The following is a 22,913-nucleotide window of genomic DNA, read 5'->3' on the forward strand; positions in this document are numbered from 1 at the left end:
TATGATCGCAGTTACTATTTATTTATTCCTTAATTTTTTGCTATTTGTTCCTTTGTATTTTTTTAATAAAGAAACCTCAACCTTTTTACCTATAAACCAAATCTTCAGGCAAAAGAACTTGCGATTAGCAGGTGGAGCATTATTTGTACGAATAAATAAAGACATATTCCGACTAAACATTGAGTACGCAATGGTTATACTCTTGCTGTCAATATTGAAAAATTATATTAATTTTCAATATGTAGCTGTTCCATATCAGATATATTATATAATTACCTTAATTGTATTTTACTATCACTATAGTATTTATGGTATTTACAATACTTTTCCTGCTATTAATTCTGATTTTCAGCTCATTATGGAGGGTTTGAAAATCGCATGGGCTGGCTATAAAAAACAATTACTACTTGGTATTGGTGGTTTTTTAATTTTATTAGTTCTCATCATTAAGTTAAACACCATAATGCTTGCACAAATTCAAAATACGAATGTCATAGTATTAAAGGTACTCGCATCAATTATTGTATTCATGCCACTTAGACACTTTTTTTTTCGCCGTATAAACTATATTTATTTTCAGAGAGAGAGCAATGTTGAAGATTATTCAGGCATGGGAATTCAGGCTCTTTCATTTTTAATCAGTTCTAATATTTTTTTTAGTAAAAAAGCAAAGAGCGAGATAGCTTTAATACCTCAGATTTATAACAAAACTAAGCTTATATTATCGCGAGATCAAACGCTAAAGCAAAGTCCCAACATCTATTTTATAGCAATGGAATCCTATGGAGCCATTTTATACGAAAACGAAGCATATACCCAACAGTACATTCAACTATTGGAAACCATGCACAAAAAAATTCAAAGTGACCAATGGCATGCGGCAAGTTTTTTATCAAATTCACCTGTAAGCGGCGGTGGCTCATGGATGGCATTTTTTTCCATTCTCAAAGGCATACAAATAAAAACAGATTCTCTTTACCGTAAATTAGTCCAGCTAAGGGATCAATATCCTGTGCAATCCATTTTCACTGTATTAAGAAAATTTGAATACAACACCTTCTTGGTTTCAGGAATTGGAGGGTTTGAGAATTTAAAAGTGCCATGGAAAGAAATTTTAGAATTTGCAGGTGTACAAGATCTTGTTACGCACAAAGATCTCAATTATATAGGTCCGTCATTTACTTTAGAATCAGCCCCTGATCAATACTTTCTCAATCGGTCAATTCAAATCATGAAAGAAAAGAGCCAGGGTAAGCCCCTTGCTTTTTTTGTAGAAACTCTCAATTCTCATTACGATTTTTATACCCCTACTGTACTCCTAGATCAATGGGAAGACTGTAATGCCACTTCTTTAGAGTATTACAAACCAACAGATCCAAAAGGCAATAACAAAGAGAACTATTTTGAAGCCATTAAATATCAATTAAAGACTATTGAAAACTTAATTGTAAACGAGCCGGAAGATACTATTTTTGTCATTTTCGGAGATCATCAGCCACCGATGATAACAACCGATCAAAACTCGTTCAAAACCCCTGTACATATCATTTCAAAAAACAAAGATTTTATTGAATTATGGCATCAAAAAAATTTTTCAAATAACCTCATCGTCGATATTGAAAAAACACCAATCGTCCATCATCACGAATTAAAAAACTTATTTCTAGAATGCTTTTTGCAGCAATATTCAGTCTAAGGCCATTTAATCTCAGTAGATATATTATTTTGTATAGATCATAAAATAAGATAAGGATAGAAATTTATTTCAACATAATATTTTGATTGCATTTATTATTTTTATAAACTTAGAATTAAGTTTAAATGAATTAAATATATCAGTTTAAGACAATAAACTCGTTAGTCAAATACTTTTCTTTTCAAATTTCTGTCAACTTGCTTAAAATCTGAAAATCTTTTAGTATAAGATTCGAATTTTGTACCAAGACGTTCACAAAAAAGACAAAATGCGTTAAAGTATTTTGCCTTTTTTTATGCATATCAAATATCTAATTGCCTTCGAACAAAAAATATCAAAAACCGTTATTTTTTGTATTTTTAATCTCGAACAAATTTTCAATCATGAGGTTTTACATCAACACAGAATATTTAAAAAATGAAATCGAATATCCTTCCCGATATCAGGCTCAAAATCTAATTAAAAGTTCGGCAATTGTATTTCTTATCATTCTGATGTTTCTTTTATTGTTTAAGCCATTTGGGGTCTATGATCCGGAACTCAAGATGCATTATCTGTTTATTTGTTTTTTTCATGCCATTGCTCCAGCATTAATTTTATTCACTTATTTTAGTGCATTAAATTATTTCAGAAAATCAAAAAATCAGATTAATTGGACTTTGCAGAAAGAATACTTTCATATAGGGATTGTGTTAATTGTAATAGGTATGGCCAGCTTTTTAATGCGTGATTTAATTTATAGTAATCCAAATAATTGGTCGTGGAATTATTTTTGGGAAGAAATCAGAAATTGTTTAGTTGCTGGTATATTTTTCTATTTTTTTCTAAGATTGTCAAGTTTCTATTTTGAATCAAAAAAAGGATCTCCATTTGTTCTTCAATTTATCCCGCTTGCTGTTGAACCTAAAAAAGCAATTTCCGAATCGAATATTTTTATTAATACTCAGGTAAAACAAGATGATTTTCGCTTAGATACAGATCATTTACTATTTGTCAAAGCTGATGGAAATTATATCGAATTGACCAAGTCTGACGGCAATCATATTGCTACCGAAGTAAAAAGAATTTCTTTGACACAATTTGAAACTCAAATAGCAGATTATCCGCACTTTTTCAGATGCCACAGAACCTATTTAGTAAATATGTTTAAGATCAAAAAAGTATCTGGTAATTCTCAAGGTTACCTATTGTTTTTTAATGAAACTGATATAAAAGTTCCTGTTTCCAGAAAACAAACCGAGAGTTTTAATAGCTATTATCAGCAGCTTCGAAGCAAGTATACTGCTTAAGCTTGTTGCTCATCACAAAAGCTTGTTATCTGTAACAAGCCTTTCTACCACTATTTTTTCTTGTTGTACGTTTGTCATCAATAACGCTAAACCCCTTTATGATGTCAACTTCAAAGATTGCTTTAAATCAGGATTCTGATTCGCCAAACAAATTAGTATACATAGACAATATTAAAATTCTGCTGACAATATTAGTTGTGCTTCATCACACTGTTATTGCTTATAGTGCAGCAGATGGCTGGTATTATAACGAACAGACTGCTCTTACAGGAGCACGTATTCCTATGACAATGTTTGTAAGTATTAATCAGTCTTTTTTTAGGGGTTATTTTTTCATGTTAGCAGCTTATTTTACTGGTTCTTCTTATTCTAGGAAAGGGATGTCAAAATTTATTAGAGACCGGCTGATTAGATTAGGAATTCCTGTTTTGTTCTATTCCTTTATTCTTTCGCCATTCATCAGCTATTTGGTTTACTATTTTGCAAAGGAACATCATATTACTTATTTTGAATATCTAAACGGATACGATAGCTGGATCGATTTAGGCGTAACATGGTTTGTAGTGGCATTATTGCTTTTCACGCTAGTCTACGCAGCAGTAAAAAAAGCATTTAAAGTTGGTTTAAAAAAATCTTTGGCAGTGCCAAATTCACGCACCATATTATTGTTTGCTGTAGGAGTAGGAATTATTAGTTTCTTGATTAGAATTGCATTTCCGGTTGGATGGGTTCTTGAACCAGTGGGATTTCAATTAGGACATTTTTCGCAGTATATTGCATTGTTTATTGTTGGATTATTGGTAGCAAAAAATAATTGGTTTGACCAGCTTTCTGATAAAACAGGAAGAGAGCTCAAAAGATCTGCATGGGTATGTTTATTATTTTTTCCCGTATTTGTTGTTATCAAATTTAAATTAAGTACGCCTCCTTCTTGGTTCTCAGGCGGTTTTCATTGGCAGGCATTATTATATGCAGTGTGGGAGCAATGGATTGGTATTTCTATATTGACAGCGCTGTTAATTAATGGGAAAAGAAACTGGAATATTACTTCAAAAGTACTTAGTCAATTATCACGAAGCAGTTTTGCCGTTTACATTTTTCACCCATTAGTAATTGTCGGATTTACATTAGCCGTAAGAAACTGGGTTATTGATCCTGCAGTAAAATTTCTTGTGGTGGCACCATTAATAGTTTTAAGCAGTTATGTACTTGGGTCTCTTATTCTATTAATCCCAGGTGTTAAGAAAATTATTTAAGGGGATCATTTTAGTTAATGAAATTATAAAAATTAAGAGGATTTAAATTCACTTGAAATCTTTAAATCCTCTGACAAAAGGTTCTATTGCATCTAAGTATAGAATTGTCCATTTTAAATTATTTGCTTGTGTCAGAATTTAGTTTTTTTCAAAATAAAGATAATTTGTGCTGTTACTTACATCGCGTAATCGTATTTGGGAATTATTAAACTCAAATAATTCCCAATTTGTATTCAGTTTACTCAGTAATTCTGAACTGAAATTTATTTTTAGTTTTCCTACGCCATTCCATATTTCACTTTCCCATTGTCCCATTTCAGTAATTGCCCCTTTGGAAGCAACTACCGATTTATCACTTTTGAATACAAATGAATAACCGCTATACGATGAAGTTTTTTCTGAATCATCAAAAAAATAAGGGATTATCCAAGATCCTTTTGTTATTGTTTCTGTAAAATCAAGGGATACGATGTTATTTTCCGGACAGTAATCAATAGCATATTTGATGGCATTTTCGAAATCTGAATTATTTGTAATTGATTTTGTCTGATAATTGTAATCAGTTATGGTAATTGGATATTTTAAAGAAATATACTGACTGTCTTTTAAATTTTTTATAAAATAAAAAAAGGCTTGATCACTTATGATCAATACAGAACTTGCTATTTGATCGGTGCTGTTATAGATATTAACTGTTATTGGATAATTGATGTTTAGCCCATTGATTTTGGATAAAAGATCAGGGTAAAGATTCCAATAATCGATTAAGGAATTAAAATCGGCTTCATCCGGAATAAGTTTTTCGAAGTAATTATAGTAAACCATCGTTACGGGAAAATCTATTTTTACAATATCATTGTCATTTGTATTTGCGTTGATATTGTCTACTACTTTTTGATAATCGGCAACAGTATTTACAGCAATGTTTACATTATTGACAGTAACGGTATAAGGGAGTTTTATAGTACAATAATTAGACTTGTCGATTACATTATCCTGCACTGTTTTGACCATTGCAACTCTTTGCAAATAGGTAGTAAGAGGAGAAATATTTGTAACTGTTCCCTGCGTATGATAGTCTTGCTCATCAATTTCACTTTGGCAAGACAATAAGAACAAGAAAACTGCTATTGATAAATATTTTTTTATAGKGAACATATTTATATTTTTACAAAGGTAATAAAATTTAAAAAAACTGTTTTTCAATAAATTCAGCATCAGGATTTTCGGTTTTGTTTTTTTATACCTAATTATCACAAGAAAATGAAAACATTTCAGACTTCTATAAAACAATCAGTCTTGTTTTTACCCTACTTAAATTAAAAACAAATACTTTTGCACTGGACAAATTGAAAATATAAATGCCAAATACAACCCAATCAAATACTTGTGACGAAATAATTTTTTCGTCTTTTTTTAAAAGTCAGATAAAAGCACTTCGGAATTTTCTTTTTTACAAATTTGGAAATAAAGACCAGGCAGAAGATTTAGCACAGGAAGCATTTGTGAAACTTTGGCAAAACTGTGCTTCGGTACCATTGGAAAAAGCAAAATCATATATTTATACTATTGCAAATAATAGCAGTCTCAATGAAATTGCGCATCAGAAAGTTGTTCTGAGATATGAAAAAAATTTTACAGGTTTAGATAAAACAAATGAAAATCCAGAATATCTTTTGGAAGAAAAACAATTTCAAGCCAAACTTTTGAAAGCTATTGAAAATTTAAACGAAAAACAGCGAGTTGCCTTCCTAATGCATCGGATTGATGGAAAAAAGTACAGCGAAATTGCTTTGGATTTAAATATCAGCGTAAAGGCAGTAGAAAAACGCATTCATTTGGCCTTGTTAAGTTTACGTAAAGAAATTGATTTATAAAAGTAGGGTAAATTGAGTTCCAATTGTTTTAATGATATAATAAAAGTACAATGAAAGAAAATCGCTTATTAGCTAAATGGCTCGACAATGATTTGTCGGAGGATGAATTAGCTGCATTTGAAGCAAGTCCCGATTTTGAAAAATACCAAAAAATAAAAAATTATACTGACCATTTAGAAGTGGATGAATTGGATGAAAACACCATGTTGTCAAACATTCTTAAACAGAAAAAAACGGTTTCAAAGGTGGTTCCTTTACACAAAAAATGGATGTTTCGAGTAGTTGCTATCTTCGTTTTGGCTCTTGGAATTACTTTTGCCGTTAAAAATTTTGTACCACAAACCCAAACAGCAGATTTTGGAGAAAAAACCACTTTTTTATTACCGGATAATTCTGAAGTGGTACTGAATTCCGGTTCTGAAATAAATTATAAAAAATGGAATTGGAATGCCAATAGACGTCTTGAACTAAAAGGAGAAGCTTATTTTAGAGTATCCAAAGGCAGACGTTTTGAAGTGCAGACCAGCCTTGGAAAAGTATCGGTTTTAGGAACTCAATTTAATGTGAAAGCACGAAAAAATAGGTTTGATGTAGTATGTTATGAAGGCCGTGTAAAGGTAAATTATGCCAACATTCAAGTTCTGTTGACTCACGGACAAAGCGTTACTTTTGAAAATGGAAAACAAATGAACATGAGAGTGAATTCATTGAAGCCAGAATGGATGGACAATCAAATATGTTTTTATAAAGAAAATATTAAATCCTTATTAGACGAAATTCAGAGACAGTATAACGTTACGATCGAGTTGAATATAAAAGATACAATTTCTTTATTTACAGGTAAACTGCCTGCTAAAGATCTCGATGTTGCTTTGCAGATTATTAGTACAACCTACCATTTGGAGGCCAAAAAAGTCTCAAAAAATAAAATAATTTTTGAGGAAAAATAAATGTTACGCCCCAAATCATTTCATTTTTTATTGTTGTTTCTTTTTCTTGTTCTGAATCTTTTTGCTCAGGACAAAGAAAAAGTTATGCCTTTTAAAAAAATCATAATCGATATTGAGCAACAGCACCAGGTTAGCTTTAATTACACCGAAGATAATATTGCCGGACTGCAGATAAATCCTCCAAAAAGATCACTTTCTTTAGATCAAAAACTGCAATATCTTGAAAAAAAAACCGATTTATCTTTTGAAAATATTGGAAACCAATTTATTAATATTTATAAAAAAGATGATGAATCCCAACTAATTTGTGGTTACGTTTTTTCTGCGGATAAAAAACCTATTGAAAATGCAAACATTAGTTTAGTTAACAAAATCCAGAGTACAACTGATTCAAACGGTTATTTTGAATTAAAAAAAAGGGATGCAGCTATTTTTTTGATTAGTCACGTAGGATTTATAACCAAAAGAATTGCGACAAGTAATCTAGACTCTAAAAATTGTCTCAAAATAGTATTAGAGCCTGAAATTACGGAACTTGAAGAAATTAAAGCTAGTGCTATTTTGGCTTCGGGAATTTCGAAAAACAGAGATGGATCATTTGAAATTAAACCCAAGAAGTTTGGTATTCTGCCAGGACTTATCGAACCAGACGCTTTACAGACAATGCAGCAGATTCCAGGTGTAAACAGTATTGACGAAAGTGTATCGAGCATCAATGTACGCGGTGGCACACACGATCAAAATTTGTTTTTGTGGAATGGAATACGAATGTTTCAAACGGGGCATTTTTTTGGTTTAATATCGGTTTTTAATCCCAATTTAGCGCACACTATTTCTATTTATAAAAACGGGAGTTCTGCATTTTTTGGAGAAAGCGTTTCCAGCGTAGTGGCTATTTCTTCTACTCCGGAAACAGCAGAAAAAAACAGTTTTAGCGCAGGAATCAACATGATTAACGCTGATATTTATGCTAAGTATAATCTTTCGAAAAAGAGTTATATTGAAATTTCGGCACGTAAATCCATTACTGATTTTCTAGAAACTCCTACCTATAAAGAATATTTCAATAAAGTATTTCAAAACACTGCAATCTCTGATTTTTCGCAAAAACAAAATGTCAATTATCAAAGCGACAAAGAATTTGATTTCTATGATGCTACTCTTAAATATGCTCAAAAAATAGGAATTAAAGACCAAATAGTACTGGATTTAATAGCCATAAAAGATAATTTGGAAGTTTTTCAAAGTGCTGCTGCAAACGACATAAACAAATCGGAAAACAATGTTTTGCGCCAACAAAATTATGGCGGTAATTTGTCTTGGAAAAGAAACTGGAACAGCTTCAATACGACTAAAATTAATATTTATAACTCCACCTATGAACTTTTGGCTAACCAAAGAACTACGATTGGAAATCAAATCGTTATTCAGGAAAATACAGTTAACAATAATGGAATTAATTTAGAGAATAACCATATCATTAACCCTAAATTTAGTTTTAACAATGGGTATCAGTTTAATGAAATAGGTATTACTAATTTAGAGGATGTAAGGAATCCTGATTTCTATCGTAAAGTTAAAGATGTACTGAGAACTCATGCCTTAATTTTGGAAGGAAAATACAACGATACGCTTTCGAGGATATATTTTAAGGCAGGAACGCGAATTAATTATACTGAAAAATTTAAAAAATATATTGTAGAACCCCGAATCCAATTTAGCTATGGGATCAGTAAAAGTCTAAATTTAGAACTGCAGGGCGAGATAAAAAGCCAAAATTCTCAACAAATCATTTATTTGCAAAAAGATTATTTTGGAATTGAAAAAAGGCGTTGGATTTTATCAGATAACACAACAATTCCTATTCAAAAAAGTAAACAGATATCTTTAAATTTATTCTATAAAAAGGATGATTGGCTCTTGGATATAGAAAATTTTTATAAAAAAGTAAACGGAATTACAACTTCCAGCCAAGGTTTTCAGAACCAATTAGAGTTTATTCGAACAACTGGCGATTATGAAATTTTGGGGACAGAAATTCTGATTCAAAAAAAGATGAATCACTTTCTGACCTGGTTAAGCTATACCTATAATGACAATAGTTATGATTTCTCTAATTATGAATACCCAATTTTTCCAAACAACTTTGAGTTAATTCATACTTTATCTTGGGCAGGGATTTATGAGAAAAACAATTTCAAAATTGCTTTGGGGACAAAATGGACATCAGGCAGACCAAAAACATCTCCTGCCAGTTCCAAAATCGACCCTTCTAATCCCATATTGGTTTACAATAAGCCTAATAATACCAATTTAAATATTTTTTCACAAGTTAATCTATCCTCTACTTACAAGTGGGAAACTGCAAATGGAATTCAATACAAATTAGGGATTTCTGTCTTAAATATTCTAAACAGGAAAAATGAAATTAACGAATATTATAGAATAAGTTCTTTAACAAATTCTATAGAAGATGTAGAAACATTCTCACTGCAAAGAACTCCAAACATGAGTTTTAGAGTTTCATTCTAACACTGCTTATACAAGGTTTGAAAAAAATCTTGTCCTCCTTTTTATTTTTTTTATAAAATAACAATTCTTTGGTAGGGTAATCTGCATCAAAGCTGTTTTACTATTAAATCTTACTAAAAGAATAAATATGAAAAGAAAAAAAATAGCAATTGTAATTGCGGGCTTGCTGTTAGTGGCTTCGGCGGGCATTTATTTTTATTACGGATTTCTCTTTAAGGAAGCACGTAATATAGAATCTGAAATGCCAGATTTTAGTATAGCAACAACAAAATTGCTCTACGATTATAATTCAAATCCAAAAAAAGCAGATTCATTATATCTCAATAGAACTATTGAAATAACAGGTAAAGTAACAAAAGAAACAGACTATGTAGTCATTCTTGATAATGCTGTTTTTTGTCTGTTCACTCAAAAAATAAAAGACAGGCTTATAAATAATAAAGTGACAGTAAAAGGCAAATGCATTGGTTATGATGAATTATTTCAAGAGGTTAAATTGGATCAATGTACTATTAATAAACAAAACAATTAATCAATTTATGAAGAAATTTTTAACCGCCGTTTGCCTTTTTTTGGCTACCATGGCATATTCGCAGGATGATTTACTGAACAGTCTTGATTCTGCTCAGGTACAAAAAAGCTACTCTACGGCAACTTTTAAAGCATTGCAGCTGGTCACATTACAGACCACAAAAATGCCTGCAAAAAAAGAGTTTTATTTTGTGGTCTCGCATCGTTTTGGTTCTGTTAAAGACGGTTTAGACAGTTTTTTTGGTCTTGATAATGCTACTACAAAACTTGGCGGTATTTATGGAGTTACAGATTGGTTATCTGTAAATCTTTCTAGACATACATTAAACAAAATGTATGAGACCGGACTGAAATATCGAATGATGAGACAAGGCGATAGTTTTCCTCTAGACATTGTTGGGTACAGTGTTGCAGATATTAATACATTTTTAGAAAAGGATCAATATCCTGGCTTAGAATCTAAGCATCGTATGACATACGTTCAGCAGTTGTTAATATCAAGGAAAATTACTCAAAAACTATCCTTAGAATTGGTGCCGTCATTTGTGCATAAAAATCTTTATAATCCTGATTTAGAAAATGATAATCAGTTTTCTTTTGGAGGAGGAGGACGTTATAAAATCACTAAAAGATTATCGGTCAATTTAGAATACATGCACAATTTTGATAAGCCTAATTTCTATGAAAACCCATTGTCAGTAGGTCTCGATGTAGAAACAGGGGGGCATGTTTTTCAGCTAATATTTACCAATTCACAATCCATGAGTGAGAGCGGATATCTTACAAATGCATCTGGTGAATGGGGTAAAAGAGATTTCTTTTTCGGATTTAACTTATACAGAGTATTTTAATAACAAATTTTATGAAAAAAACAATTGCATTTACAATTTTACTGGCAGCACTTGCCAGCTGCAGTGATTCTGATACATATCAAGATATCTCAACACCGCCAACTACTCCAGGGACCGGAACACCAACAACTACAATTAGTTATACTAAAAATGTAAAATCAATTATTGACGGCAATTGTGTAAGCTGTCATTCAAGCGGAAGATCTGCATCTTTCAGGCCCTTAACAACTTATGCTGAGGTTAAAACAGCGGTTGAAAGTGCTGGCTTGTTAAGCCGAATTCAGCTGCAGAGCGGTCAGCAGGGACTTATGCCTCAAGGAGGAAGAATGTCTCAGACAAATATTGATTTAATTGTAAAATGGAATACGGACGGACTTAAAGAGAATTAATTATTATGAAAAAAACACTTATCAATTTCTTTGTATTATTGTTGATTATTGTTGTAAATACAGATGGATTTGCGCAAAAGCTAATAACAAAAACAGGCAGTATAAAATTTCAGGCTTCTATGCCTTCGTATGAAGAAGTTGGTGCTGAAAATAAAAGCGTGTCTGCAGTTTTAGAGCAATCAACCGGAGATTTCGCCGCTTTGGTTCTTATAAAAGGTTTCCGGTTTAAGGTCGCTTTAATGGAAGAACATTTTAATGAAAATTACATGGAATCTGAAAAGTTTTCGAAAGCGACTTTGAAAGGTAAAATAGAAGATTTTGATATTTCTGAAATTACAAGTGCATCTAAAAATTTCACTTTAAAAGGAGATCTTACCATTCACGGAAAAACAAAACCGGTATCGGTAATTGTAAAAGTTTCGAAAACGGCCAACGGAGTTAACGCTGTTGGCTCATTTGAAGTAAAACCTGAAGATTTTGATATTGATATTCCGAGCGTGGTGAGTAAAAAAATCGCAGACAAAGTAAAGATTGCTTACAATTTTATATTAGCAAAATAACAATTCTCCACAGATTTTAGCCATATAAAATTTAGAAAGTCATTAAACATTATTTCCTTTTTGAGGTCAGTTTTGAATTAGGCTGGCCTCTTTTTTTAATAACCCTAACTGAATTTAAATGATCTGCAAAAATTATGTTGTTGCCGGAGAAGATGTAAATGATGTTATGATAATGGAAAGTGATGCTTATATTTCATACACGCTCCGATTATTGTATCGTTTTTTGTTTGATAACGGATTTTCAAAAGAAAAACTCAACGCTTTGCATCTCGGCTTTCAAGAGGGAAATCATGAATTGGTTTGTTATAAAAACCTGATGTTTACCGAACTGTTTTTTGTCAAAATAGAAAATTGCTGCATAGATGACAAAATCAAAATTAAAAGCTGCTTTTTTAATTCAAAAAACGAATGCTGTGCAGAAGTTACTAAAGAAGTAGAATGGTTTGATTATATCCGCAGAGAAGTTATCACAGCACCAAAACAAATTCTGCAGCATTTTAATCCGAATGCCAGAGCATGAATCTGAGTGAGTGTCTATGATCTAATGCACAATACAAATAAAGATGTTGGTAATGAAATAAAGATTGGCTTAGCGAAGGGCTCTTTTAAAACAACCACAAATTATCTTTTCTGAGCAAAATCTACCAGTTTTTTTAGACTGATTATTATTCTTTTGGGTACAGGAATTTCCATCTTCTTTTTCCAAAAGAATTGGTCTTTACAGCAGTATTTGGTCTGATTATAATTTTTTTGATCATTGTTGAAATGTATTTTTATGTCAAAAATGCTTTTTTGCTTTATGACAGAACAATTAATTCGATTTTGCAAAATGATTGTACATTCGATTTTTCCAAACATAAACCGTGTCAAAACTATTCCAACTTATTCAAATTGTATTAAACACTGAAAAGCAAAGAAAATGAACAGGTTTCAAAAGAAATTGTGTACCGTTCTATTCTAAACAATATTGAAACGGGAATTATTATCCTGCAAAAGGGTGAATCCGATTGGACTATTTTTTTAATGAATGATTATTTCTCCAAACATTTTGATGTGCAAAAAGTTTCCAAATGGAAGTATCTGAAAAATCATTTGACTTCATTATGTGAAATTATTGAGGAGCAGAATTTTCAGGAAATTAAAACATCATTACATGGCTCCATTGTTTAAAAAAGAGCAAATAGAAGCCGTAAACACAATTGTTTTCGACCGCAGGCTAAATGTTGATCCGCAACAAATGGAACAGGTATTGATTAATCTTTTGACAAATTGCGTTTATGCTTTAGGCGGTACAAAAAAACAGTCTATTATTTCGGCTAAAGCCAAAGATAAGAGAACTTTTATCATGATTACTGATAATGGAAATAGTATAGAAAAAGAAATAGAAAACAAAATATTCCTGCCGTTTTTTACCACTCGAAAAGAAGATGTGGGAATTGGATTGACATTATCCAAAAACATTGTCGAAGCACATGGCGGTTATCTAGCATACAGAAATGATGACGAAAAAACCACTTTTGTAATTTGTCTGGTTGATAGTTGATTTTGGTTTGACAAAGTTTATTACACTTGATTTTTATATTTAAGGCGGTATTCTCTGGGCGAAATTTCCATTACCAATCTAAAAGATTTTGAGAAGTGGAATGGATCATAATACCCTAAATGATAAGCAATCTCTTTTATTTTCATGGTACTGAACTGCAAAAGCGAACAGGATTTCTGAATTTTTAATTGGTTATAATAATCCATAGGAGTAAATGACGTTTTCTCTAAAAATAAAGATCCAAAATAAGAACTCGAATAACCAACATGCTGTGCGATATCATGCAGCGTGATTTTAGTTGCCAAATTATTTTTCATGTAAATAATACTCAGCGGTATTACATCTAAAACCTCTGTGTCTGCCGTTTTTATTTTTAAAAATTGATCAGTATATTTTAGACTGGCTAAAAAATGCTGTAAACAAATACTCGAATACTCCAGATTATCAGGATTAAAACCCATTTCCAGATTTTGATAAATTTCTTCGAACAGGTTTAATCTGTCTGATGATCTGCTGTCGTTTAGGTTTAAAATTTTTCCTGAAACAGCAGTGTGTAAAGAGTGTGAAGTTCCCCTAAAATGTAACCAGTATATACTCCAAGGCTTTGATATTTCTGCTTTATAACTATGCGCCTTGTGTGCGGGAATGATAAAAGCCTGATCTTTAGTAAGCGAAAACTCTTCATTTTCAAGAGTTATAAATCCTTTTCCGTTTTCACAGTAAATAAGGATATTTTCAAGGGCGCCTTTTGACCTTTTTCTAAAATGATATTTTGCATTTGGATAATAACCAATATGAGTAATGAATGCATTTTTTGTCAATTCATTCTCAGATTGAAAATTACGTACGCTATAAGGAACAACTATTGCTCTTTCACCTTTAAAACCATCAGCTATGTGATCCATGTCAAATTATAAATTAGTCAAAAATGAAATCATTTTTAGAAGTATTAAAAATCAAATTTAAGAAATAATACGATTAACTATAGATTTATCTCAACCGTGAGAATTTACATATTCTGTAATTGTATAGTTTAATATTATCTGGTAATATAATGATTTGATTGCTTTAATTAGATATTGTCTTTATTCTTGAGGGCGTTCATGTTTATTGTAATCGAAAAAAAAAAMATTTATCATAAAAAAGATGTTTTTATTATTTTTAGTGCAATGATTTCTTTTAAATAGTTGTTTTATACATGTTTTACATGAATATTACATTTTTGCACCCAAATGAAGTAACGACATTTGTAATGTTAAATTAATTAAAAAAATTAAATATATGAATAAGTATAATTCTTCCTATCTGCTTTTTATCGCATTAGTTTCAGCCATGGGCGGATTGCTGTTTGGATATGACTGGGTTGTAATTGGCGGTGCAAAGCCTTTTTATGAAGTTTTTTTTAATATTACAAATTCACCTTCGATGCAAGGGTGGGTTATGGGCAGTGCTATTTTAGGATGTTTGTTAGGTGTAATGATTTCTGGAAGTCTGTCTGATAAATACGGAAGAAAACCCTTGATGATTGTAGCCTCAGTCTTTTTTACGCTGGCAGCAGTAGGCACAGGAATGGTCGATACGATTGAATGGTTTATTATGTGGAGAGTTGTTGGCGGTGTTGGTATTGGAATTGCATCCAATCTTTCACCAATGTATATAGCGGAAATTGCACCTAGTGAATCCAGAGGGAAATTTGTTTCCATCAATCAATTAACGGTTGTTATAGGGATACTGGCAGCTCAAATTGTAAATTGGTTAATTGCAGATCCAATCGTAGGAGGCCAGGATATTTTAAATTCCTGGAACGGACAATGGGGCTGGAGATATATGTTCTGGGCAGGTGCTGTGCCTTCTGTCGCATTTTTTGCCTTGATATTAATTATACCGGAAAGTCCGAGATGGCTTGCCAGCCAATATAAATATGATAAAGCAGAATCTATCTTTTCAAAAATTGGGGGAAGTGTTTTTGCTTTGGAACAAATAGAACAGCTAAAATCAAGAGTCGGTGTTGTCAGAGAAAAAGTTAATTATAAAATGCTTTTCGACGGCAAAATGCCTAAAATTCTTTTATTGGGAATTGTTATCGCTGCCTTTCAGCAATGGTGCGGTATTAACGTGATTTTTAATTATGCTCAGGAAATATTCTCTGCTGCAGGTTATGGTGTTTCGGATATTTTATTCAATATTGTTATTACAGGTTTAACCAATGTAATATTCACATTCGTAGGAATGTATTTCGTTGACAGATGGGGAAGAAGAACATTAATGCTTTTCGGATCAATCGGATTGACTTCTATTTATGCTTCATTAGGCGCTTGTTATTATTTTGAAGTAACTGGAATTGCAGTTTTATGCCTTGTAATAGCGGCTATTTCATGTTATGCCATGACACTTGCTCCAATAACCTGGGTGGTGCTTTCTGAAGTATTCCCAACAAAAATACGTGCTATGGCAATGGCTGTATCCACTTTCTCACTTTGGACAGCCTGCTTTATTCTAACTTATACTTTTCCATTATTAAACAGATGTCTAGGATCTTACGGTACATTCTGGCTTTACGGATTCGTATGCTTATTAGGGTATTTTTTCCTTCGTGCCTATCTGCCTGAAACGAAAGGAAAATCATTAGAGGAAATTGAAAATGAATTGACAAAATAATATAATAAGATGGGAAATATAATTTCAGACGTAAATCAATCCAATATAATTAATGGAGATTTACTTTCGGGACAATCAATAAATGAAAACGCGCAGGACGAAAAAATCACGGCTTATTTGATAAAGTCAACCGTTAACGAAGATGGCGTAGTTCGTGTTTGGGAAGAAGATGTTTTACTGCCTACGTACCAAATTGGTGAAGAAGAAAAGAATCCGATATTTCTTGAAAAGCGAGTGTACCAGGGAAGTTCCGGAGCAGTTTATCCGTATCCTGTAGTTGAAAAATTATCTGATGAAAAGCATGATAAATCTTATCACGCCTTATTTTTAGAAAATAAATACATAAAAATAATGATCCTGCCAGAATTAGGCGGTCGTGTTCACATGGCGTATGACAAAGTAAAACAGCGTCATTTCGTATATTATAATCAGGTAATTAAACCTGCGCTTGTAGGTCTTACAGGACCTTGGATTTCTGGCGGAATAGAATTCAACTGGCCTCAGCATCACCGCCCGAGTACTTTTTTGCCAACAGATTACAGTATCGAAGAAAATGAAGACGGAAGCAAAACAATTTGGTGTAATGAAGTCGAAAGAATGTTTAGAACCAAAGGAATGCAGGGATTCACGCTGCATCCTGACAAGGCTTATATCGAAATTAAAGTAAAAATATACAATCGTACAGCGTTTCCACAAACATTCCTTTGGTGGGCAAATCCTGCGGTTGTAGTAAATGATGGTTACAAATCGGTTTTTCCTCCGGATGTGAATGCGGTATTTGACCACGGAAAAAGAGATGTTTCTAAATTCCCAATTGCGACTGGAGAATATTACAAACAGGATTATTCTGCGGGAGTTGATATTTCAAAATATAAAAACATACCTGTTCCAACATCCTATATGGCGGTTCAGTCCAAATATAATTTTGTTGGCGGTTATGAAGATAATGTGCAGGCTGGATTGCTTCACGTTGCCAATCATCATGTTTCGCCGGGGAAAAAACAATGGACATGGGGTAACGGAGATTTTGGTTTGGCCTGGGACAGAAATCTAACAGACAAAGACGGACCGTATATCGAATTAATGACGGGAGTTTTTACAGACAATCAACCTGATTTTTCCTGGCTGCAAGCATATGAAGAAAAGTCTTGGGTACAGTATTTTATGCCGTATGCCGAAGTTGGTTATGTTAAAAATGCAACCAAAGATGCCATCATAAACATTGAAGTTGAAGGGAAAGAAGCGGATCTGATTTTATATACGACAGGTCTTTATGAGAACTTAAAAATTGAATTAAAAGACAATCAAAATACAGTATTGTTTCAGGATGAAATTACCATTTCTCCTGTAAATCCGTATAAAAAAAGAGTTTCAATTGGTGATTCATTATCAGAAAATTTAATTTTTACTGTTTATGCTTCTGACGGAAAAATTTTGGTGCAGTATCAGGAAGAAAAAGCCGAAATAAAACCTGTTCCCGATCCTGCAAAAGCGGCGCTGGATCCAAAAGATATTGCTTCGATGGAGCAATTGTATTTAACAGGATTGCATTTAGAGCAGTACAGACACGCCACTTACAATCCGCTTGATTATTATTTGGAAGCCTTGAGCAGAGATTCGAAAGATGTAAGATGTAATAATGCTGTTGGTTTATTAATGCTGAGAAGAGGTCAGTTTGAAAAAGCAGAAACCTATTTCAGAACTGCGGTTGAAGTTTTAACAGAACGAAATCCAAATCCAATTGATGGAGAGCCACTTTACAATTTGGGTTATTGCCTAAAGCTTCAAGGGAAATTTGATGATGCTTATAATTTTCTTTTCAAATCAACTTGGAATGCTGCATGGCAAGATGCTGCGTTTTATGCGCTGTCGCAAATTGACAGTATTAAAGGAGAATGGACTGAAGCTTTAGAACGAGTAGAATCATCGCTTATCCGTAATTGGCACAATCATAAAGCGCGCCAATTGAAAGCTTCTATTTTAAGAAAATTAAACAGAAATCAAGAAGCCTTAGCGTGGATTGAGGATTCGATCAAAATCGACCGTTTCAATATGGGATGTCATTTTGAAAAATATTTGATTACAAAAGATCAAGCAGTTCTTGATGAAATGAATACCATAATGCGCCAATGGTCACATGGATATATAGAGTATGCGCTTGACTTTGCAGGAGCTGGATTGTATCAGGAAGCTTCTCAATTACTGGAGGAATCAATCAATGATACCGAAGAAGTTTATCCTATGGTGTATTATGCTTTAGGTTATTTTGCTTCTAAGAATGGAGATGTAAATAAAGCAATACAATGGTATAAAAAAGCTGCCGCACAGTCACCAGAAAAATGTTTTCCTAATAGAATTGAAGAAGTAAACATTTTGCAGGATGCTATAAAATTAAACTCTGAAGATGCCAAAGCATCATATTATTTAGGGAATTTCTGGTATGCTTTCCGTCAATATGAGGATGCGGTAAAATGCTGGGAATTGTCGTTTGACATAGACAAAAAATTTCCTACCTTGTTAAGAAACCTTGCACTTGCTTATTTCAATAAAACAGTTAATAAGGCCAAAGCACAGGAAATGTTAGAAAAAGCATTTGCTTTAGACACAAAAGATTCAAGGATTTTTATGGAGCTCGATCAGCTTTATAAGAAAATAGGAAAATCACCAGAATTCAGATTGGACGTTTTAAATCAATATCCAAATTTAGTCGAAGAACGTGATGATTTGTGTATAGAGAGAATTACACTTTACAATCAAACTGGGAAATATGCTATTGCAAAAGAGCTGATTTCGAAACGAAAGTTTCATCCGTGGGAAGGCGGAGAAGGAAAAGTAACTGGACAATATACATTGTGCAGAGTAGAATTGGCAAAAATTGCAATTGCAGAAAACCGCTTTACTGATGCCGTGCAATTACTGAAAGAAACAGAGTTTTATCCGCACAATTTAGGGGAAGGCAAATTGAAAAATGCTGAGGAAAACGAAGTCTTTTATTATAAAGGATTAGCGTATAAAGGTCTTGGTGATGTAGAAAATGCTAATGCCAATTTTATTCAGGCAACGCTTGGCTCTCCTGAACCTGTTCAGGCATTTTTCTATAACGATCAGCAGCCGGATAAGATTTTTTATCAGGGATTGGCGTGGCGCGAATTAGGAGATGAGGACAAAGCGCGAAGCCGTTTCAACAAATTGATCGCGCATGGTGAAAAATATTTGTTCGAAAAATCCAGAATCGATTATTTTGCTGTATCACTTCCAGATCTTGCGATTTGGGATGATGATTTGAATGTTAGAAATCAGGTGCATTGCTATTATGTAATGGCTTTAGGATACAGCGGATTAGGAAATGAAACCGAATCTGAAAAATATTATCAGAAAGTGAAAGAATTGGATATTAATAAACAGACTTTTCGTAAATAGAAAGTTCCCTTAACTGGTTAGTTGTAATAATTTTAAACACATAGAAACATAGATTTCATTTATTGAAAAAGTATAAAAAAGAGAAATACAATTCTTCCACATAGCTAGAACTATGTGTCTTTTAAATAAGTGAAACGCCTTTTTTTAGTCTACAAATCTATGTTTCTATGTGTTTAAGTAATGTTTTTTTACTTACAATCAACAGTTTTTATTATAATATCATCTTGATAATCAAACAAAATGTTTAATTATAAAATTTAATAAAATGAAAATCAAACATATTATAACAGCCGTTTTGTTATTACTTTTTCTCTCTTCATGGAATTCTGGGGATAAACTTGTAATGAATATAGCTGGCGATTGGACCATTCAGTTAGATAGCACCGATATTGGACTAAAAAACGGCTGGCAGAATATGGCTTTTAAGCAGCTTATAAAATTACCCGGAACTACAGATGATGCAGGTCTTGGAGTTCCAAATAAACTAAAACCAAGTTTGGAAAAACTGCAGATGAGTCATTTGACTCGGAAAAATAGTTATCTGGGTGCAGCTTGGTACACTCGCGAGATCACAGTTCCAGATAATTGGAAGGGAAAAGAATTCATATTGAAGTTGGAACGTGTAATCTGGCAAACAAAGGTTTGGATTGATGGCAAAGAAGTGGAAACAGAACAAAACAGTCTTATTGCTCCGCATTATTTTGATCTTTCTAAATATATAACTGCCGGAAAAACGCACAGAATAACGATTCGTGTTGATAATCGTAAACTATTTGATATCAGTGTAGATAATATGGCGCATGCTTATACCAATGAGACGCAGATTATTTGGAACGGTATTATTGGCAAAATGGAAATCGAAGCTTTTGATGCTGTTCGTATTGCAAATCTGCAGATAAAGACGTATATCAATGGAGGAAAAGCAAAATTAGCATTCACATTAAATAACAATACAAAGAAAACAGTAAAAGGAGTTTTAACTATTACTGCTGTGAATAAAAAAAGCAAAATTTCAGCTGAAACACTTCAAAAAGAAATTCAAATCAAAGAAGGACAGTCTGTGGTTGAAGTTGATTATGATATGGGCAAAGACGTAAAACTTTGGAGCGAATTTTCACCAGAGTTGTATGAACTAAAGGCTGAGCTAAAGGCTGGAAAGAATAAATCGCAAACGGCTGTAGATTTTGGAATGAGAAGTTTTTCTAAAAAAGGTTCGGTTTTGACAATTAATAATCGGCCTGTATTTTTAAGAGGAACACTCGAATGCGATATTTTTCCGCTTACAGGGCATGCACCAATGGACAATGAAGGATGGAGAAAAGTTTTTGGAACTGCAAAAGACTGGGGGTTAAATCATCTGCGTTTTCATTCTTGGTGTCCTCCTCAAGCAGCATTTGAAGTGGCAGATGAAATGGGTTTTTATCTGCAGGTGGAATTGCCGGTTTGGAGTCTTAAAATTGGTCAAGATCAAAAAGCTACTGACTTTTTATATGCCGAAGCCCAGCGTATGATTAATGAATATGGTAATCACCCGTCCTTTTGTATGTGGTCGATGGGGAATGAACTGCAGGGCGATATGACTGTTTTAACGAAATTGATGAACAGTTTAAGTGCCAAAGATGACAGACATCTTTACACCACAACTTCTTTTACTTTTGAAAAAGGGCATGGCGACTGGCCAGAACCCGAAGATGATTTTTTTATTACACAATGGACAAAAAAAGGTTGGGTGCGCGGGCAAGGCGTTTTTAACAGCGAATCACCAACATTCAATAAAGATTATGTGGCTTCTGTAGAAGGAATGACTGTGCCTTTGATTACACATGAAATAGGACAGTACGCTGTCTATCCGAAAATTGATGAAATTTCTAAATATACAGGAGTTTTAGACCCCATTAATTTTAAATCGGTTAAAGAAGATTTAGAACGAAAAGGCTTGATTAATAAAGCTGCTGATTATACTAAAGCTTCCGGTAAATTAGCAGTAATACTTTATAAAGAAGAAATAGAAAGAGCTTTGAAAACAGCAGGAATCAGTGGTTTTCAATTATTGGATCTGCATGATTTTCCTGGACAGGGAACTGCATTAGTCGGGCTTTTGGATGCTTTTTGGGATAGTAAAGGATTGATTTCTGCAGAAGAATTCAGAGAGTTTTCTGCTCCGGTTGTGCCTCTGTTGCGTTTTTCTAAAGCGGCTTATACAAACGATGAATCTTTTACGGCTTCTTTGGATATAAGCAATTATTCGGATGCGGTTTTAAATAATCAGGAAATTGAATGGAGTATTAACGACGGAAATACTGTAGTGGCTTCGGGCAATACAAAAGCAGTTGTTTTTATTGGTTACAATCATAAAATATTGGATGTAAATGAAAGTCTTCAGAAAATAACCAAAGCCACCAAATTAACAGTTACTGTAAATCTGAAAGGAACAAATTATAAAAATCAATGGAATATTTGGGTTTATCCGGAGAAACAAACTATTGATTACGGAAAAGCAGTTTATACCCGTAGTTTGGATGAAGCCTACAAATTGCTTAATGCAGGTAAAAAAGTATTATTAAATCCTGATTGGAAAAAGATTAAAGGCATCGAAGGAAAATTTGTTCCAGTATTTTGGAGCCCTGTTCATTTTCCTAAGCAGGCCGGAACAATGGGAGTATTGTGTAATCCATCGCATAAAGCATTGGCCGATTTCCCAACAGATATGAATACAGACTGGCAGTGGTGGGATTTGAATGTAAACTCAACAACGCTTATTACGGATGGTATAGTTGGAGGAAAACCTATAGTAGAAATGGTGGACAACTTTGCAAACAACCGCAAATTAGCTTCTCTTTTTGAGGGAAGCGTAGGATCAGGAAAATTGATAATAGCATCTTTTGATTTGGTAACCGATTTAGATAAACGTCCAGTTGCCAAACAAATGCTCATTTCGATTTTGAAATACATGAACAGCGAATCATTTAATCCTGCAGCCATAAAGAATCCTGAAGTTTTAAAATCAGTTTTGACAGAGCAGAAGGAGAAAGGCAAGGAGGACGCGAAGAGTATTTATTAGAAATTTTTAAAACTGAACTAACAAAAAATAATTATTATTGTTGGTTCAGTTTTTTTTATATTGTTGACTGTAATTAGTTTATTTTCATTTAGTTGAGTCGTTTACTGTTTGGCTATCTACAAACTGCTCGAAACTGATGATTTTACTGTCTTTCAATTTCCAAACGTGAGCTACTCTGGCTGTGAATGATTTGTCTGTAATTTTATAAGTGCCAGCATACGTTCCGAAAGCAACTACTTTGTCATCACTGGCAACATAATCTTCCGGAGTGAATTTATAATCAATCCATTCGCTTCCTAG

General features: G+C 33.0%; 19 protein-coding genes. 16 read left to right on the forward strand and 3 right to left on the reverse strand.

Annotation, left to right across the window (positions count from 1 at the left end; all coding sequences use genetic code 11):
- Window position 1 precedes the first annotated feature (1 nt).
- From AC1DVP_RS05330 to AC1DVP_RS05340, 3 genes are all read left to right on the forward strand, one after another.
- Window positions 2–1,696, forward strand: coding sequence for a sulfatase-like hydrolase/transferase (locus AC1DVP_RS05330; RefSeq protein ID WP_477182494.1), 1,695 nt, complete (start codon window positions 2–4; stop codon window positions 1,694–1,696).
- Window positions 1,697–2,079: 383 nt separating this feature from the next.
- Window positions 2,080–2,985 carry a LytR/AlgR family response regulator transcription factor gene (locus AC1DVP_RS05335; protein ID WP_477182495.1) on the forward strand — a complete coding sequence of 302 codons (906 nt, stop codon included), beginning with the start codon at window positions 2,080–2,082 and terminating at the stop codon, window positions 2,983–2,985.
- 101 nt (window positions 2,986–3,086) lie between these two features.
- Window positions 3,087–4,241 carry an acyltransferase family protein gene (locus AC1DVP_RS05340; RefSeq protein WP_477182496.1) on the forward strand — a complete coding sequence of 385 codons (1,155 nt, stop codon included), beginning with the start codon at window positions 3,087–3,089 and terminating at the stop codon, window positions 4,239–4,241.
- A gap of 138 nt (window positions 4,242–4,379) precedes the next feature.
- On the opposite strand, the gene AC1DVP_RS05345 is transcribed toward AC1DVP_RS05340, so the two are convergent.
- Window positions 4,380–5,399, reverse strand: coding sequence for a hypothetical protein (locus AC1DVP_RS05345; RefSeq protein WP_477182497.1), 1,020 nt, complete (start codon window positions 5,397–5,399; stop codon window positions 4,380–4,382).
- 203 nt (window positions 5,400–5,602) lie between these two features.
- Between AC1DVP_RS05345 and AC1DVP_RS05350 the strand changes: the two genes are divergently transcribed.
- The 10 genes from AC1DVP_RS05350 to AC1DVP_RS05395 all read left to right on the forward strand — a co-directional run bounded on the left by AC1DVP_RS05350 (window position 5,603) and on the right by AC1DVP_RS05395 (window position 13,474).
- Entirely contained in the window at window positions 5,603–6,118 is a 516-nt protein-coding gene (locus AC1DVP_RS05350) for an RNA polymerase sigma factor (RefSeq protein WP_477182498.1), read from the forward strand.
- A gap of 50 nt (window positions 6,119–6,168) precedes the next feature.
- Window positions 6,169–7,068 carry a FecR family protein gene (locus tag AC1DVP_RS05355; RefSeq protein ID WP_477182499.1) on the forward strand — a complete coding sequence of 300 codons (900 nt, stop codon included), beginning with the start codon at window positions 6,169–6,171 and terminating at the stop codon, window positions 7,066–7,068.
- A gap of 84 nt (window positions 7,069–7,152) precedes the next feature.
- Complete coding sequence (locus tag AC1DVP_RS05360; protein WP_477182500.1) at window positions 7,153–9,600, forward strand: TonB-dependent receptor; 2,448 nt, start codon at window positions 7,153–7,155, stop codon at window positions 9,598–9,600.
- A gap of 127 nt (window positions 9,601–9,727) precedes the next feature.
- Window positions 9,728–10,132, forward strand: coding sequence for an OB-fold protein (locus AC1DVP_RS05365; protein ID WP_477182501.1), 405 nt, complete (start codon window positions 9,728–9,730; stop codon window positions 10,130–10,132).
- A gap of 7 nt (window positions 10,133–10,139) precedes the next feature.
- Window positions 10,140–10,982, forward strand: coding sequence for a DUF5777 family beta-barrel protein (locus AC1DVP_RS05370; RefSeq protein ID WP_477182502.1), 843 nt, complete (start codon window positions 10,140–10,142; stop codon window positions 10,980–10,982).
- Window positions 10,983–10,993: 11 nt separating this feature from the next.
- Window positions 10,994–11,371, forward strand: coding sequence for a cytochrome c (locus AC1DVP_RS05375; protein WP_477182503.1), 378 nt, complete (start codon window positions 10,994–10,996; stop codon window positions 11,369–11,371).
- Between the two features lie 5 nt (window positions 11,372–11,376).
- Window positions 11,377–11,931, forward strand: coding sequence for a YceI family protein (locus tag AC1DVP_RS05380; RefSeq protein WP_477182504.1), 555 nt, complete (start codon window positions 11,377–11,379; stop codon window positions 11,929–11,931).
- Window positions 11,932–12,049: 118 nt separating this feature from the next.
- Window positions 12,050–12,451, forward strand: a complete 402-nt coding sequence (locus AC1DVP_RS05385; protein WP_477182505.1) for a hypothetical protein — start codon at window positions 12,050–12,052, stop codon at window positions 12,449–12,451.
- 422 nt (window positions 12,452–12,873) lie between these two features.
- Window positions 12,874–13,101 carry a hypothetical protein gene (locus AC1DVP_RS05390; protein WP_477182506.1) on the forward strand — a complete coding sequence of 76 codons (228 nt, stop codon included), beginning with the start codon at window positions 12,874–12,876 and terminating at the stop codon, window positions 13,099–13,101.
- Window positions 13,085–13,474: an ATP-binding protein gene (locus tag AC1DVP_RS05395; protein WP_477182507.1), complete on the forward strand. Its 390-nt coding sequence runs from the start codon at window positions 13,085–13,087 to the stop codon at window positions 13,472–13,474. Before AC1DVP_RS05390 ends, AC1DVP_RS05395 begins: the two co-directional genes overlap by 17 nt.
- A gap of 20 nt (window positions 13,475–13,494) precedes the next feature.
- On the opposite strand, the gene AC1DVP_RS05400 is transcribed toward AC1DVP_RS05395, so the two are convergent.
- A complete protein-coding gene (locus tag AC1DVP_RS05400; RefSeq protein WP_477182508.1) occupies window positions 13,495–14,379 on the reverse strand; it encodes an AraC family transcriptional regulator in 885 nt (294 codons plus the stop codon).
- Between the two features lie 376 nt (window positions 14,380–14,755).
- Here AC1DVP_RS05400 and AC1DVP_RS05405 point away from each other — a divergent pair, with 376 nt between their 5' ends.
- The 3 genes from AC1DVP_RS05405 to AC1DVP_RS05415 all read left to right on the forward strand — a co-directional run bounded on the left by AC1DVP_RS05405 (window position 14,756) and on the right by AC1DVP_RS05415 (window position 22,613).
- Entirely contained in the window at window positions 14,756–16,132 is a 1,377-nt protein-coding gene (locus AC1DVP_RS05405) for a sugar porter family MFS transporter (protein WP_477182509.1), read from the forward strand.
- A gap of 9 nt (window positions 16,133–16,141) precedes the next feature.
- Window positions 16,142–19,552, forward strand: a complete 3,411-nt coding sequence (locus tag AC1DVP_RS05410) for a DUF5107 domain-containing protein (protein ID WP_477182510.1) — start codon at window positions 16,142–16,144, stop codon at window positions 19,550–19,552.
- A gap of 265 nt (window positions 19,553–19,817) precedes the next feature.
- A complete protein-coding gene (locus AC1DVP_RS05415; RefSeq protein WP_477182511.1) occupies window positions 19,818–22,613 on the forward strand; it encodes a sugar-binding domain-containing protein in 2,796 nt (931 codons plus the stop codon).
- A gap of 84 nt (window positions 22,614–22,697) precedes the next feature.
- Here the strand turns inward: AC1DVP_RS05415 and AC1DVP_RS05420 are convergent.
- On the reverse strand, window positions 22,698–22,913 hold a 216-nt coding region (locus AC1DVP_RS05420; protein ID WP_477182512.1), incomplete at its 5' end, for a nuclear transport factor 2 family protein.

The sequence above is a fragment of the Flavobacterium sp. P3_A6 genome (assembly GCF_056403035.1).

What these genes read in the sequence shown, in the direction of transcription:
- AC1DVP_RS05330 (WP_477182494.1), top strand. Translation starts at nt 2, where the DNA reads ATGATCGCAGTTACTATTTATTTATTCCTTAATTTTTTGCTATTTGTT.
- AC1DVP_RS05335 (WP_477182495.1), top strand. Translation starts at nt 2,080, where the DNA reads ATGAGGTTTTACATCAACACAGAATATTTAAAAAATGAAATCGAATAT.
- AC1DVP_RS05340 (WP_477182496.1), top strand. Translation starts at nt 3,087, where the DNA reads ATGTCAACTTCAAAGATTGCTTTAAATCAGGATTCTGATTCGCCAAAC.
- AC1DVP_RS05350 (WP_477182498.1), top strand. Translation starts at nt 5,603, where the DNA reads ATGCCAAATACAACCCAATCAAATACTTGTGACGAAATAATTTTTTCG.
- AC1DVP_RS05355 (WP_477182499.1), top strand. Translation starts at nt 6,169, where the DNA reads ATGAAAGAAAATCGCTTATTAGCTAAATGGCTCGACAATGATTTGTCG.
- AC1DVP_RS05360 (WP_477182500.1), top strand. Translation starts at nt 7,153, where the DNA reads ATGCCTTTTAAAAAAATCATAATCGATATTGAGCAACAGCACCAGGTT.
- AC1DVP_RS05365 (WP_477182501.1), top strand. Translation starts at nt 9,728, where the DNA reads ATGAAAAGAAAAAAAATAGCAATTGTAATTGCGGGCTTGCTGTTAGTG.
- AC1DVP_RS05370 (WP_477182502.1), top strand. Translation starts at nt 10,140, where the DNA reads ATGAAGAAATTTTTAACCGCCGTTTGCCTTTTTTTGGCTACCATGGCA.
- AC1DVP_RS05375 (WP_477182503.1), top strand. Translation starts at nt 10,994, where the DNA reads ATGAAAAAAACAATTGCATTTACAATTTTACTGGCAGCACTTGCCAGC.
- AC1DVP_RS05380 (WP_477182504.1), top strand. Translation starts at nt 11,377, where the DNA reads ATGAAAAAAACACTTATCAATTTCTTTGTATTATTGTTGATTATTGTT.
- AC1DVP_RS05385 (WP_477182505.1), top strand. Translation starts at nt 12,050, where the DNA reads ATGATCTGCAAAAATTATGTTGTTGCCGGAGAAGATGTAAATGATGTT.
- AC1DVP_RS05395 (WP_477182507.1), top strand. Translation starts at nt 13,085, where the DNA reads ATGGCTCCATTGTTTAAAAAAGAGCAAATAGAAGCCGTAAACACAATT.
- AC1DVP_RS05400 (WP_477182508.1), bottom strand. Translation starts at nt 14,379, where the DNA reads ATGGATCACATAGCTGATGGTTTTAAAGGTGAAAGAGCAATAGTTGTT.
- AC1DVP_RS05405 (WP_477182509.1), top strand. Translation starts at nt 14,756, where the DNA reads ATGAATAAGTATAATTCTTCCTATCTGCTTTTTATCGCATTAGTTTCA.
- AC1DVP_RS05410 (WP_477182510.1), top strand. Translation starts at nt 16,142, where the DNA reads ATGGGAAATATAATTTCAGACGTAAATCAATCCAATATAATTAATGGA.
- AC1DVP_RS05415 (WP_477182511.1), top strand. Translation starts at nt 19,818, where the DNA reads ATGAAAATCAAACATATTATAACAGCCGTTTTGTTATTACTTTTTCTC.